Origin of the sequence: Christiangramia forsetii KT0803, from assembly GCF_000060345.1 — a bacterium.
Lineage (GTDB): Bacteria > Bacteroidota > Bacteroidia > Flavobacteriales > Flavobacteriaceae > Christiangramia > Christiangramia forsetii.
Window position 1 is genome coordinate 1,808,713 of record NC_008571.1, and the last position, 15,430, is coordinate 1,824,142.

9 protein-coding genes are annotated in these 15,430 nt (G+C 35.8%); 6 read left to right on the plus strand and 3 right to left on the minus strand.

Translation table 11 applies throughout. The annotated features are described in order from the left end of the window. Positions 1 to 24: 24 nt before the first annotated feature. Positions 25 to 1,149: a FecR family protein gene (locus GFO_RS08125; RefSeq protein WP_041250061.1), complete on the minus strand. Its 1,125-nt coding sequence runs from the start codon at positions 1,147 to 1,149 to the stop codon at positions 25 to 27. Positions 1,150 to 1,230: 81 nt separating this feature from the next. Next, a complete protein-coding gene (locus GFO_RS08130) occupies positions 1,231 to 1,791 on the minus strand; it encodes an RNA polymerase sigma factor (protein WP_011709613.1) in 561 nt (186 codons plus the stop codon). Positions 1,792 to 2,065: 274 nt separating this feature from the next. Between GFO_RS08130 and GFO_RS08135 the strand changes: the two genes are divergently transcribed. Genes GFO_RS08135 through lacZ form a run of 3 tightly spaced genes read left to right on the plus strand, consistent with a single transcriptional unit; the run spans position 2,066 to position 10,201 of the window. Then, complete coding sequence (locus tag GFO_RS08135; RefSeq protein WP_011709614.1) at positions 2,066 to 4,069, plus strand: MGH1-like glycoside hydrolase domain-containing protein; 2,004 nt, start codon at positions 2,066 to 2,068, stop codon at positions 4,067 to 4,069. Positions 4,070 to 4,071: 2 nt separating this feature from the next. Then, positions 4,072 to 7,056 (plus strand): aminotransferase class III-fold pyridoxal phosphate-dependent enzyme, encoded by a 2,985-nt coding sequence (locus GFO_RS08140; RefSeq protein WP_011709615.1) that lies wholly within the window; start codon positions 4,072 to 4,074, stop codon positions 7,054 to 7,056. 13 nt (positions 7,057 to 7,069) lie between these two features. Further along, positions 7,070 to 10,201, plus strand: coding sequence for a beta-galactosidase, LacZ type (lacZ, locus tag GFO_RS08145; RefSeq protein ID WP_158308620.1), 3,132 nt, complete (start codon positions 7,070 to 7,072; stop codon positions 10,199 to 10,201). A 337-nt stretch (positions 10,202 to 10,538) separates the two neighbouring features. On the opposite strand, the gene GFO_RS08150 is transcribed toward lacZ, so the two are convergent. Further along, on the minus strand, positions 10,539 to 11,252 hold the full coding sequence (locus tag GFO_RS08150; protein ID WP_011709617.1) for a glycosyltransferase: 714 nt from the start codon (positions 11,250 to 11,252) through the stop codon (positions 10,539 to 10,541). A gap of 306 nt (positions 11,253 to 11,558) precedes the next feature. Here GFO_RS08150 and GFO_RS08155 point away from each other — a divergent pair, with 306 nt between their 5' ends. The 3 genes from GFO_RS08155 to GFO_RS08165 are packed head-to-tail and all read left to right on the plus strand — an operon-like array spanning position 11,559 to position 15,376. Beyond that, positions 11,559 to 13,409 (plus strand): peptidase MATCAP family protein, encoded by a 1,851-nt coding sequence (locus GFO_RS08155; RefSeq protein ID WP_011709618.1) that lies wholly within the window; start codon positions 11,559 to 11,561, stop codon positions 13,407 to 13,409. Further along, the gene (locus GFO_RS08160; protein WP_011709619.1) at positions 13,406 to 14,455 is read left to right on the plus strand and encodes a glutathione synthase; all 1,050 of its coding nucleotides are present in this window, start codon (positions 13,406 to 13,408) and stop codon (positions 14,453 to 14,455) included. Before GFO_RS08155 ends, GFO_RS08160 begins: the two co-directional genes overlap by 4 nt. Positions 14,456 to 14,464: 9 nt before the next feature. Continuing rightward, the gene (locus tag GFO_RS08165; protein ID WP_011709620.1) at positions 14,465 to 15,376 is read left to right on the plus strand and encodes a M14 family metallopeptidase; all 912 of its coding nucleotides are present in this window, start codon (positions 14,465 to 14,467) and stop codon (positions 15,374 to 15,376) included. Positions 15,377 to 15,430 lie beyond the last annotated feature (54 nt).

Below are 15,430 nucleotides of genomic sequence, written 5' to 3' on the forward strand. Positions count from 1 at the left end.
CCAGATATAAACCCCATTCCTTTTTCATTCCTGGTATTGCATCACTTTGATTTTATTTCCATTTAATTCAAATCGTGCTCGTTTAGTATTTTCTATAATGTCCAGGATACTTTCAAGATTTTGCTCTTTTCTGAACCTGCCATTAAATTTCATTTCTTCTAATTCTTTTATCTGAAAATCGGCCTTTATATCATACCACCTGGATAAAACCTCAAAAATGTCTTTTAAAGATTCATCTTTGAATAAGAACATCCCGTCTTTCCACGCGATATAATCATATACGTTTACTTCTTTTATGCCTTCTAAAGAATTGTTTTCAATGATCGATTGCTGGCCTGGGTTTAAGGTAACCGCCTTTTTACCATATAATAGGTTTACTTCTCCTTCAACCAGCGTAGTCACAATTTTACCTTCATTATAATTTTCAATATTGAATGAAGTCCCTACTACCTCTATATCCTGATTAGAATTTTTAACAACAAATCTCTTTCCTGCATTCTGCAAAGCAGGAGTTACTTCAAAATAAGCTTCACCGTATACCAGAACTACTTCCCGCTTATCTTTTTGATCAAAACTGGAAGGAAATTCAAGTTTGGATTTTGCATTTAGGGTAACTTTAGTTCCATCGCTCAACTCAACAGTAAATTGTTTTCCGGTTGGGACTATAATAGTATTCGTCCCAGATGTTGCTTGGGTTTTATCTATTTTAAGTTGATCTTTACTTCCCTGGTAATATTTACCGGCTACAACAGAATCATTGTTTCCAAAAGCTATTGAGGTTCCATTTTGATCTTCAAAGATTATATCCTCAGATTTTTTTTCTACTTCCTGAACATCAACTATCTGGTTCTCCTGTTCAAATGGATTATTTAGAAAGTAATAGGCTGGGAAACTCAGGAAGCCAATCACCAGGATTGCTGCAACAGTATATTTCCAATATGGAGTATTGTTTTTTACAGTTTTGGATTCAACTTTTTTCCAGGCACCGGAAGTATTAATATTAATAGCGTCACTATTATGATCGTCCTTTTTTAATTTTTGGTAATACTGGCGATGATCCTCTGAAGAAGAATACCATTGCTGAAATTCTTTTTCTTCCTCAAGGTTTAAGCCTTTTTTAATTCTTTTTATTAATAAACTATACTCCATTATCATTCAGGTATGTTGCCCTTTATACTAAAGACAAATTATTTTACGAATAGGGTGACAATTTTTAGATTTATTTTTAACTCAGTTAAAGAAAACGAGCATAGAAATAATTAAGAGAGCCGATTCAATTTTAAATTTGGCGCGTTTTAATTGAGTTTTCACGGTATTAATGGAGATTTCCATTTCTTCCGCAATTTCCTTATAACTTAAACCATGCATTACCTTTAGTTTAAATATTTCCTGCATCTTCTCCGGTAAGCATTTTAAGATTTCTTCCGCTTTTTGGACAAGTTGGTACATCTCCTTTTCCGTTAGAATTTCTCCCTGAAAATCTTCAGACAGGGATATGGAAATATCTATAATATAATCTGAATCGGTTACTTTTATTTTTTTGAGATAATTTAGACTACGGTTTCTAACCATAGTAAATAAGTAAGCCTGAAGGGATTTTTTAATTTTTAGGTTAGGAAGGTTTTCCCATAAGAAGATAAAGGTTTCCTGAACCAGATCTTCACTTGCCGATTGGTCCAGGGTGAATTTACATGAGTAGGATACCAAGCGTGGATAAAGAGCCTCAAAAACTTTTTGAAAAGCTCTTTTATCTTTTTTCTTTAATCTTTCCAGAATAAGATTTAATTCCACTCTTTATTAATATTTAAACAAAACAAGATATTTTAACCGAGCTAAACAATTTTTTGAAATGAACTTTTAACATTTTATTGATCTTATTTCAATTAAACCAACTGAATTATAAATTTTTGAATTTTTTTTAAACCATTTATTTGGCATTTGCTAATTTTTTGTAATTTGCACCCGTCCACATTCTTGATTTTCTACATCACGATTTTATTTCCATTTAATTCATTTCTATTTAAGTAACCTTTTCTGAATTGTCAGATAATAAGCTTTTATAAAAATGAATAAATATCTATTGCTAAGCCTTTTTTTCTTTATTGGTGCTACTTTCTTGTTCGCTCAGAAGAACTATGATCGATCAACCGAAAAAGAAATCTACAACTTATTAGACTATAATGGTACCCCAAATTCCCCAGAAGATAAATCGTTTCTTGTCTTCTCAGATAAAGGTTCCTGGTTTGGTTATTCCATGCCTACAGCATCAGATCAAAACGGATTTTCAGGCCCATTTATAATGTCGCAGGAAAATGGTGCCTGGTTAGCACCTTCTCTCGTTGAAATTCGCATAAAAAATTTAAATGTAGTCAATGATACCCTGGCAGTTAAAAAAACCTACCAGGGAGGATTATCCGGTTTAAAATTTCAGAAAGAAACCGAAAACTGGCAAATATCGCATTCCATGTTTTTTGCTTCTTCTAAAACGGCGGTTTTTAAATTTCAGTTCAAAAACCTTCAGAATAAATCGATTTCTATCCAACCAGTTTTAGAAGGGAAAATCTTTGATGCCGAGTTCAGGTTACAAAAAACAGAAGAATTTATAAAAGTGAAAAGTGAAGTCAATAATTTCTATGGTTTGCTTGACCTGCCTGAAGAAGTTGAACCTTCTTCAATAATGGTTTCAGATACTTCCTATACGGCAAATTTAGAACCTATTACTATTGCTCCGGGCGAAACCTATGAGTTAGTTTATTCTTTTTCATTCGCTACGGAATTCGATGATAAGGAACTCGCATTAATTGAAACTGTTCAGAAAAATTTCACGGAAGAGTATAGAGAAGTAAAAAGTGAAAAACTAGCTACCATCAATGCAATCAATAATAAAATGCAAAAACAGTGGCGTGATTCAACCTATTATGAAGTGGCTCAAAAATCTTTACTCACCCTTCAAAACAATTGGAGAGCAGCTTCCGGCGGATTAAAATATGATGGATTTTTCCCTAGTTATAATTATAAATGGTTTTATGGTTTTTGGGCCTGGGACAGCTGGAAACATGCGGTGGCAGTAGCGTTTTACAATACTGAACTGGCAAAACAGCAAGTGCTGGCCATGTATGATTATCAAACCGAAACCGGATTTATACCCGATTGTGTTTATCGTGATAATTTAATTGAAGAAAATAACTACAGGAATACTAAACCCCCGCTTTCTGCCTGGGCTGCCTGGGTAATTTTTCAACAGGATGGCGATAAGGAATTCATTAAAAAAATATACCCGAAAATCAAAAAACAACATGACTGGTGGTACCAATACCGTGACCATGATCAAGACGGGCTCTGTGAATATGGTTCTACCGATGGAACTTTAATTGCCGCTAAGTGGGAAAGCGGGATGGACAACGCCGTTCGTTTTGACGATACAAAATTGCTTAAAAATGTTGAAAATGCTTATTCAATGGATCAGGAAAGCGTGGATCTCAACTCTTATTTATATGCTGAAAAACTTTATTTAAAGAAATTGGCAAATATTCTAGATGAAAAAGAAGAAGAAATACAATTCTTAAATGAAGCTAAAACCCTGAAAAAGCAAATTCGGAAGCAATTCTATAATGAGAAGGATGGCTGGTTCTACGATACTTCTATAGACGGTAAGTCGTTTATTGAAGTAAAAGGCAGCGAAGGCTGGATCCCTCTTTGGGCTGGAGTCGCCTCAGAATCTGAAGCCAAAAATCTTATGGAAATCATGATGGATAGCACAAACTTTAATACGCATGTTCCACTACAAACATTAGATGCCAGTTCAGAAAAATTTAAACCGGATGGAGGCTATTGGCGTGGACCAACCTGGATAGATCAATCGTATTTCGGGATCAAAGGACTAAGAAAATACGGATACAATAAGGAGGCAAACGAATTGACCAAAAAATTAATCCATAATGCTAAAGGAGTAACTAAAAAAGGAAAGGCCATTCGCGAAAACTATAACCCAGTAACGGGAGAAGGCCTGGAAGCTTACAACTTTAGCTGGTCTGCCGCGCATTATTTACTTCTGCTTTTAAACGAATAGTTATGGGAAATTTAAAATTGGATTTTGACCAGAATACGGTCGAGGAAATAACAGCAAAGCTCTACCATAAAACCGGAGCTGTTAAACTACTTCCCGGAGAACTGGACCTTAATTTTTTAATAAAGACAGAAAGCGGGGACTATATCCTGAAAATAGCTTCTACGGAAAAATGTGATCTGGATTTTCTGAAATTTCAGAATAATCTTCTCGATCATTTAAATGGTGGTGATCCTACGCTTTTGCTTCCGGAAACAATCATTAGCATCAGCGGGAAGTCTATCGAAGAACTGGAAATTGATGGTAATAAATTCTACGTTAGATTATTGAGCTGGTTGCCTGGGAAGCTTTGGAGTGAAACGGTTTCACACACTAAAGGTTTATTGTACGACCTGGGTAAAAAAGCCGGACATCTCACTAATCTTTTAAGTGATTTTGAAGACCCCTACCCCAGGCAGCGAGAATTCGACTGGGATATCTCACAAACTGCCTGGACCAAAAATCACCAAAACCTTTTTGATTCAGAAAGAAAAAAGTACATCGATTATTTTTATCAGGGTTTCAAATCTATAGAATATCAACTAATGCATTGCCGTAAAGGTATCATACATAATGATGTTAATGATAATAATATCATTGTTCAGCCTAATACTGAAAAAGTAACCGGATTTATAGATTTTGGAGACGCTACCTACACCGCCACGATCAATGATCTGGCGATTTGTATTACCTATGCAATTATGCAGAAAGAGCAGACTCTTGAAGCTGCTCTAGAGGTTATTAAGGGCTATCATGCTTCTTTTCCCCTTGAGGAGGAAGAATTGGATATTCTATACTGGCTGGTAGGTGCCCGGTTGATCATTAGCCTTACAAAATCCCAAATTAATGCCCAATCTGAACCTGAAAATAAATACCATCAGGTAAGTACTATTGGGGCCTGGGATTTAATAAAAAAGTGGTATGACTTAAATCCTTATTTGACAGGCGCATTTTTTAAAGATTCTTGTGGCTATAGTGAAGACGGGAAGAATTTACAATTTCAGGAATTCTGTCATTCAAACAAATATCATCTTTCATATCTTATTGAAACCAAAAAGATAACTTCATTTAAACATCTGAGTTTAGATATTTCTTCAGATTCCATTAGCAGTTTTGACGATGCCAGGGACAAGCGAAAAATGGCCAGTAAGATTCAGGAGCTTTGGTTAAAAGAAAATAAAAAGATCCTTTTTGGTGGCTATAACGAGGTTAGACCGGAATTGATCAAAGAAGAAAATAGTATAGCAACTTTAGAAGGTGACTACTGGCGAAATATATTATTGGGTGTACAGTTCTGGCATTTCAAAAAATTTAAGGTGAGTTCCCTAATTCCGGGGAAAATTATTGAATTGAATGAAACTAAAAAACTTCTGGTTATTGAGCATTCCTTTGATGAAGAAGAAAAGTTTTATTCTATCTATCGGTATCTTAAAATAGACCCTTCTCTTCAGCTTGATCAGAAAATTGATAGAAGTGCTTTATTGGGAGAACACAAACGCAAAGAAAAGAATGCTTTTTTCTTCCAAATTAGTCTTCAAAATCCCCAAAATCTAACACCTGTTTCCAATTGTTTGTATAGAGATAAAGAAGTCTACAATAAGCTTTTTCCGAATCCTCTATCTCTATTTAAAGACCTGAATGTACCAGAAAATAGCTTGGATTCCGAAACGCTGATTACAGAACGCAAAGCTTTTTTGGGCAAAAGCCTTAGTTTGAGCTACAACGATCCTCTGAAAATTGTAAGGGGTGATGGAGCTTACCTTATCGACGACAAAGGCCGTAAATACCTGGATATGGTTAACAATGTGGCCCACGTGGGTCATGAGCACCCGCAAGTGGTAAAAGCCGGAAAAAAGCAAATGGAAATGCTCAACACCAATTCCAGGTACCTTCACGATAATATCCTCCAGTTTGCCAAAAAACTCTTAGCAACATTCCCTAAAGAACTTTCGGTGGTTCATTTTGTAAATTCCGGGAGTGAAGCCAATGAACTGGCCATTAGAATGGCGAAATCCCATACCGGTCAAAAAGATTTTATAGCGGTAGAAGTAGGATATCACGGGAACACCAATGCCTGTATAGACATAAGCTCCTATAAATTTGATGGAAAAGGCGGAAAAGGAGCACCAGAGCATACCCAAATAGTTCCGCTCCCCGATTCATTCAGGGGTAAATATCGGGGGGATAATACCGGCCCGGATTATGCTGACCATATCAGGGAAGCGATAAACGTGATACATAGTAAAAATCGAAAACCTGCTGCTTTTATTTGTGAAAGTATCATTAGTTGTGGCGGTCAAATCGAATTGCCCGAAAATTATCTGAATTTGGCTTATAAATATACCCGGGAAGCAGGTGGCGTATGTATTGCAGACGAAGTACAGGTGGGCTGTGGAAGAATAGGCAATCATTTTTGGGGTTTTCAGGAACACCAGGTGATTCCCGATATCGTGACCATTGGGAAACCATTGGGTAACGGTCATCCACTGGCAGCTGTGGTTTGCACCCGGGAAATCGCAACTACGTTCGCTAATGGAATTGAGTACTTTAACACCTTTGGCGGAAATCCTGTTTCCTGTGCAATTGGAAAAAAAGTACTGGAAGTAATTGAAGAAGAGAAATTACAGGAAAATGCCCTGGATAACGGGAACTATTTAAAAGAACAGCTTAAAATCTTACAAAGTAAATTCCCGGTTATTGGTGATGTTAGAGGAAAAGGATTATTCCTGGGCTTTGAGCTTAATGATATAGACAAAAACCCCCTACCCCATGCAGCCGACTTACTGGTAAACTGTATGAAAGACCGGGGAATTTTAATGAGTACAGACGGCCCGGATAATAACGTGCTAAAATTGAAACCTCCAATAGTTATAACTAGAAACCAGATCGATTATTTTATCCATCACCTTAGGATTGTACTACAATCAGGTGATATGAATGTCAATATTTAATATCCTTCAAATAATGAAAAATCAACTATACTGCTTTTTATCGCTCGTGCTGCTTTGCACGAATACAATTGCCCAAGAAAGAAAACCTTATGAAGACCATACCGTTTTTCAAATCAACAAACTTGACCCAAGAGCCGATTTTTTCGCTTTTGAAACCGAAGTTTTGGCCGAAAAAGGCAAAAAAGAACTTTCGGAAAGGTTTATTTCCCTGAACGGGAAATGGGATTTTAAATGGGTAAAATCTTTAAACGACCGACCGGAGAATTATTATGTAACTGAAATAAATACAGAAGGATGGGGCAAAATTAATGTTCCGGGGAATTGGGAAACCCAGGGATATGGCAATCCCATTTATCTTGATGAGCGTTATCCTTTTGAAGAAACCTGGCCAGATATTCCTTATGAATATAATCCTGTGGGCACCTATCGTAAAAACATTGAAATATCTTCAGAAGTTATTAAGAACAACACAATTATCCTTCACTTTGCCGGTGCAAAAGCTATGGAAGTTTACCTGAACGGGGAATTCGTAGGATATTCGGAAGGTTCAAAAACCCCCGCAGAATTCGATATCACAAATCTTGTGAAAAATGGCAAAAATATGCTAGCGTTGCAGATGGTGCGTTGGAGCGACGCCAGTTATTTGGAAAGTCAGGATATGTTAAGAATGAGCGGAATAGAACGGGACGTTTACCTTTATAGTATTCCCAAAGTTCAAGTTCAGGATATTGGAATTAAAGCAGGTCTGGTAAATAACTATCAGAACGGAGAATTTAAAGCGACTTTCTTTCTAAAAAATACTTCTGAAAAAAATCAGAAAGCAGAACTTTGGGTAAAACTGAAGGATCAAAATGGGAAAATTGTCTATTCAGCTTCAGAAGAAATATTTATAATAAAGAATGATTCCCTAGAGAAAACTTTTTTTGAAGAACTTAAAAATGTAAAAAAATGGTCGGCAGAAATTCCAAACCTTTATACGCTGGAATTTGGATTACACCCGGACAATGATATCTCCCCTTCTTTTATTTCAAAGAAAGTCGGTTTCCGTTCCGTAGAAATAAAGGAAAATCAATTACTGGTAAATGGAAATCCAATTTACATAAAAGGTGTAGACAGGCATGAAACCGATCCGTTTACCGGACATGTGGTAAGCAGGGAAAGTATGGAAAAAGATATCCGGTTGATGAAACAAAATAATATTAACGCGGTAAGGAGTAGCCACTACCCCAACGATCCTTATTGGTATGATCTTACTGATAAATTCGGACTGTATGTGATTGATGAAGCTAATATAGAAAGTCATCCTCTGGCGATTGATGAAAAAACCCAAATAGGGAACGAAGAAAGCTGGATTCCTGCTCATTCGGAGCGTACAAAAAGAATGTTTTACAGAGATAGAAACCATCCTTCTATTATCATCTGGTCCCTGGGCAACGAGGCGGGACACGGAAAGGTTTTTGAGACCACCTATCAATGGTTGAAAGATCACGACTCAAGACCTGTTCAATATGAACCTGCAAAAACAGAGCATTATACAGATATTTATTGCCCCATGTACCCTTCACCGGAGCATTTAGAAGATTACGCTAAAAGCAATCCTCAAAAACCGGCAATAATGATAGAATATGCCCATGCGATGGGAAATTCTGTAGGGAATTTACAGGATTACTGGGACATCATAGAGAATTATGATGTCCTTCAGGGAGGGTTTATTTGGGATTGGGTAGATCAAGCCCTTGAATATAAATATCCCGATGGGAAACCTTATTTAGCTTATGGATATGATTACCACCCAGATCTTCCTACCGATGGAAATTTTTTAAATAATGGTTTGGTTGATCCCTATCGGAATCCACACCCACATTTATCTGAAGTAAAAAAAGTTTACCAACCGGTTGAATTTAAATTTGATAAAGCTTCTTCGATATTACAAATTTTCAATAAAAATTTCTTTAAAACATTTGATGATGAACAAATTATATGGAAACTTCTGGAAAATGGAAAAAGCATAGACTCAGGAAGGGTTTCTTTAAATGAAATCAAACCGAGAACAGAACAGGACTATCAATTAAAATTTGACAGAGCCTCTTCAGATAAAAATGAACTTATATTACAGGTTTATTTAAAAACCGATTCCGAAGAAGTTCTACTACCGGCAGATCACTTATTAGCTTTTGAAGAATTTTTATTATCAGCATTTGAAGGATCAGATTTCAAACCTGTAAGCAACGATGACGTAAATATTACTTCTCAACATAACACCATTTTGATCAAAGGAAATAACTTTCAATTAAGTTTGGATAAGATTTCCGGGGAAATCAAGGAATGGAGATATAATAATAAATTGATTACCAATGAGCCCATACACTTAAATTTCTGGCGTGCTCCTACAGATAATGACCTTGGAAACGGAATGGATAAATGGGCTAAAATATGGAAAACGGCTACGCATAATTATACTTCGAAACTAACTAAACAACCAGTGCTTAACAATAAAACAGTTGCTTTTGAAGTGGCTTATAAGCTTCCTGAAAATATTGCGAAGATAAATGTAGTGTACGAAGTAAATTCTAATGGTGATCTTAAAATCAACTATAAATTTGAACCACTGAAAGAGGAGCTACCAAATATTCCAAGAATTGGAATGTATATGATTTTACCATCCGACTTCAAAGAAGTAAGCTGGTATGGTAAAGGACCGGGAGAGACTTATTGGGATCGCAAAACGGGTCAACAAACCGGTATTTATTCAGGTAAAATCGAAGATCAATTTCATAGGTACTTAAGACCGCAGGAAACGGGCAATAAAACAGAGGTTAGATGGATGAAGCTGGAGTCTGAGGGTCTTACTCTTTCAGCATTTGCGACGAATTCGTTATTGAATTCAAGTATATGGCCTTTTGAAATGGCAGAAATTGATCTGGAAGAAAATGAAATTGCGGCATCTGCTTCCGGACTTGTACCGGTAACTAAAAAGCATGGAGCTGATATTGAATTTGGTGAAAATATGCAATGGAATATAGATCATCTGCAAATGGGCGTTGGTGGTGATACTTCCTGGGGAAGGCTGGTACACCCGGAATATACAATCCAACCTAAATCCTATTCATATAGTTTTATAATCAGGCCAACTCAAAAGAGATAGATTAAGATTGAACCAATCTATATGGACATTTAATGACAGTTGAATAGTAGCATACATTTATAATATTCGCATTAAAAGTAATAGACCATTTAATATGTTATTTAAATCTAGCTTACTGTAAGCCATAAGAAATACATTCAGCCTAGTGATCATCTGCGTGATAACCCGGAGGTCCCGAGTTAAAATCTCGGTCTCGCTAAAATTAAATAAAGGGCTTTCGAGAAATTGGAAGTCCTATAAAATTTCATCTGGCACAAAATGATATCACATAAATCTTATAGTATCCTATATTGAGATTGGGCACCTCTATTAATTCGATTTGCGCTTCGGAAAATAATTAAGATCTCCTTCCAACCTTATAGTTTATATAATTTTTCTTCATCCATAAATAGGCGAAACAGTCCATTAAAGGTTTGATTAACCTGTTTCTAAGACCGAATTTTGGAGTTCCGGCAATTCTAGGGAAGTGTTTTATAGGTACCTGCTTAATACGCCCACCCTGCAACAAAATCATGGCAGGAAGAAAACGATGAAGCCCACTAAACATAGGAATTCTTTTTGCGTAATCTGTTCTTATTATTTTTAATGGACAGCCGGTATCATCCATTCCATCATGTGTAAACCAGTTTCTCACCGTATTGGCTACGTGTGAAGATAAATTTTTAATCCCAGAATCTTTTCGCTCATGTCTATAACCGGTCACAAGATCATAATTATCAATTTCATCCAATAGAAGATTAAAATCGAAAGGATCGGTTTGAAGATCTGAATCTATATATCCTGTTAGATTTGTTTCAGAATAATCGAATCCGGCTTTAATCGCAGCACTCAAGCCTGCATTTTTTTCAAAGCTGATATATTTAAATTCAGGGTTTCTTTGGCATATATCAATAACTAACTTTTCTGAATTATCTTTTGAACCATCATTTACAAAAAGTACCTGGGTATTTATCCTGGAATTAGAAATATACTCCATCATTTTTTCTTCTACCCTTTTCAGGTTCTCCTCTTCATTATATAAAGGAACAATGATCGTAAGACTATAATCCATACTGAAAAATAAATTTGAGCAAAAATAGATTTAAAAATGAGAAATGACAATCATTGCAAACTCACATTATATTTTCCGTTAAAATCATCTATGTATTTCAAGTTTTATCCTGAATAATATTGAAAACTTTAAAGATTATTCTTTCACATTACTTTATAAGGCTTTCATAAAATATTGTCAAAAGCTAAAAATTCGGGCTGGTTACTTATTAATCTTCCTAAATTAGGTTTTAGTACAAATACAAATCAATCAATAACCCATAATAATAGCAACTATAGGCTATTATCAAATTAAGTTTTCAAAGTAATGCAGGAAATACCTGATTTATCTGAAAATTCCATTCAGCAAATTTTAACAATTCTTGAAAAAGAAAAGGAAATTAGTTGCAACTTACCCGGTAAAGGAGTTTTACATATCGAGAAGGAACTTCCATATCTGGTTATTTACCGGAAAAAAAGTAACGATAAAGGAACTAAAAGATTTGTCACCAACGAATCTTCTTACCTGATTATTGGGACCGAAGACTTCGCGGGATATCAAAATTTACTTTATAAAATTTCCGATCAATTATCGGCTGAGATGGAATCTTACCTCCTATTCGAGATCTATTCCGGAAAGCATGATTCAGCAAAAATTAAAATTAAAGGACCGGCTCAAAGGTTACCGTCTGCTTTAGATACCCTAAAAGAAGATTTCCTGAAAATAAATAAACAATTCACGGGCATCTATCTCGATACAGAAATTATAGACACTCCAAATAGACAGGCAGAAGGTGAACTATCTCTTATGGAAGTTGAAGATGCAAAAAGCTGTGGTGCGGTGGTTGTTGGACTTGAAATTCCCCCTGTTTATAGAACTGAGGAAAATCATCTATATCCAGTCTTTTTTAGAAATTTTAAGGATTATTTAATTAGAGCTATCCATCGTTCATTTTTTGAATTCATTAGAGTTCAAACATCTGGTGGAGTAGCTAGTTTTAATGCACTTGGAAGAAAGTACTTAAAGCAAATAGTTTTTGATATTGATAAGCAACTGGCAGATATAGAAAGATCTTATCAATTTCTTTGGCTCGTTTCGCCAGCAAATATCTACGATATTAAAAAGGAGTTTTTCGATAGTAAATATCAAAATGTCATAGATTACCATTACAGATTATTACCGGTAGATCCAGATGTGCTGAAGCGAAAACTTTATAACCTTAAAATTGAGGATATCGATGATCCCGCCATGTCTTTTCTGTTTAGAGAAAAACGTGAAGAGCTAGATATGCAGATCACCATGTTAAACGAGCGGGGTACCCAAAATTTTAAATATGATAGTATTCGTCTTTACAAAGGCGTTGAAAGAAGTCTTTGTGAAGAAGCTCGGAATATCCTGAACAAAGTTGAAGAAAAAACTGAAACCCAGGAAGACCATCTAATAGACTCTAAAGCTTTCAGTAGTCTGGCAAGAAAAGAGTTTGATTATTATCACGAACAAGACGAAAATTTTAAATGTAAAGTGCATATTAGGAAAGATGTGAATATCATGATGGTATCGCATGGTGAACTATATGTTCCTGCAGATTATAAAATGAGCCGGGTTGAGGCAGATGCGCTTATCCAACACGAGGTAGGAACACATGTTCTCACCTATTATAATGGTAGCAACCAACCTTTACATCAGATGAGTATTGGACTGGCAGATTACGATCCGCTTCAGGAAGGCCTTGCCGTAATGTCAGAATTTATGGTAGATGGACTTACTGCCAATAGATTAAGAATACTTGCCGGGCGTGTGATTGCTGGTGAAGCATTGATGGAAGGAGGAAACTTTCAGGAAATCTTTAGATTATTAAAACAAACCTATAATTTTTCTGCTGAAAGGTCTTTTAATATTACCTCACGAATAATGCAAGGAGGTGGGTTTATGAAAGATATTATCTATTTAAAAGGATTGGTATTACTTAAAGAACATTTGAAAAATGGAGGAGACTATGAACCTCTTCTAGCCGGAAAATATGGAATAAAACACACCGGTATTATAAAGGAGCTTACAGATAGAAAAGTTCTTAATCCTGTGCAGGTTAAACCTAGTTACCTGCACAGTGAAAAAATGTATGAAAAATTAGAATTAATCAGGCAAGGCCTTAGCCTGCCACAAATGGTATGTAAATGAAAATATGTTTTGTATTGAATGACGTTGCAACAGAGAAAAATGGTACTTCTACTGCATTAATGTCTATGGCTCATCAAAGAGGCCACGAAGTTTATGCTATGGGAGTTGGAGATTTTACATTCCATCATGATGAACCTATAAGTATAAATGCGGTTACTGTCCCTAAAAGTTTTAAAAGTAAGTCTCCTCAAAAATTTCTGGAGGCACTACATGATAAAAAGAATAAGCCGAAGAAAATAAATTCATCAAAGCTTGATGTAGTATTTATTCGAAATAACCCTACAGAAGAAGAAGGGCGTCAATGGGCAGAACAGGCAGGAATAGCTTTTGGAAGGATGGTGCAGCAGGAAGAGGTTTTAGTGCTTAATGATGCTTATGCCCTATCGCATGCTTTTATAGATAAATTATACTTTGAAGAACTACCGCAGGAAATTAAACCTGACTCAATTATCACCAGGGATAAGGATCAAATTTTGGATTTCTGGGAGAACCAGAAAAACAAAAAAATGGTCCTAAAACCATTAGAAGGTTCAGGAGGACAGGATGTTTACCTTATTGATGAACATGAAAAGAATGTAAATCAAATTATTACACATTTAAGTACTCAGGGTTATGTGATTGCACAGGAATACCTTCCGGCAGGGAAAGATGGAGATGTTCGTGTTCTGCTAGTGAACGGAAAGGTGATGGAAAAAGACGGCAAAAAGGCAATTATTAGAAGAGTTAGTGGTGAAGGAGAGTTTAGAAGTAACTTTTCTGTAGGTGCTACCGCTGATAGTAGCGACTTAACACCTGCAATGCAGCGTATTATTGATCTAACTGCACCGAAATTAATTCGTGACGGATTATTTTTCGTGGGTCTTGATATCGTAGATGATAAACTTATTGAAATTAATGTTTTAAGTCCTGGTGGAATGGAACGTTTTAAAGATATCGGTCTTCCATCATTTACAGACTATATCATCAAAGCTATAGAGCGAAAAGTAGAATTTAAAGAAATTTATAAAGGTCAGCTAAGCAATAGAACCTTAGCCACTATGGACTAAATCTATATTATGAGCGAAGAATTAAATAAAAATGTTCCAAGGATCATTGGGAAATATAGTTCCGAAAAAAAAGGCCCTTTACTATTTGTAACAGCTGGTATTCATGGAAATGAACCTAGCGGAGTGAAAGCGCTAATGAATGTTTTTGAGGAACTGAAAAAGACAAAGCCGCAAATTAGTGGAACTATTGTTGGCGTCTCCGGTAATCAACAGGCTTTAAATGAAAACAAACGCTATATAGATGAAGACCTCAACAGGACATGGACTGAAGAAAATGTAGAAAAAAACCAGCCAGATTCTCATGAGGAAAGAGAAATGTTTGAAATTATTGAAGTTTTAAAAGAGCAATCTAAAGGAGATTTTACCAAACGGTATTTCCTGGATTGTCATACTACTTCTTCTGCAAGCTTACCATATGTTTCCGTTCAGGAGGTGAACGATAATGATGCATGGGCTCATAAATTCCCAACCTATATTATTCGTGGTTTTAGTGATATAATTACTGGTGATATTGACCATTACTTAAGTAGAACGGGAATGACCGGATTTGTTTTTGAAGCTGGTCAACATACAGATAAGACCTCACAGGAGAACCATGAAGGAGTGATCTGGCTGGCATTAAAAGAGGCCTGTAATCTTGACGTCAGCAAAATTTCTACCTATCCCGAATGTGTGGACAGGTTTGCAAAAAAGAATGCGCCTAAACAAAAGACCTTTGAAATTCTTTACAGACATGGTCTGGAAGATTCTGATGAATTTAAAATGCAGCCGGGTTATGAGAATTTCCAAAAGATTGAAAAAGGAGAGCTTTTAGCCATACAGAACGGAAAGGAAGTGAAGAGTGAATGGGATGCTTATATCTTTATGCCATTATATCAAGCACAAGGGAATGATGGTTTTTTTGTTGTAAATGAAGTCTGAACTGTTTTTCTGAAATTGTAAATTTTTCTTAAAGACTTAGTGAATAGTAAGTCA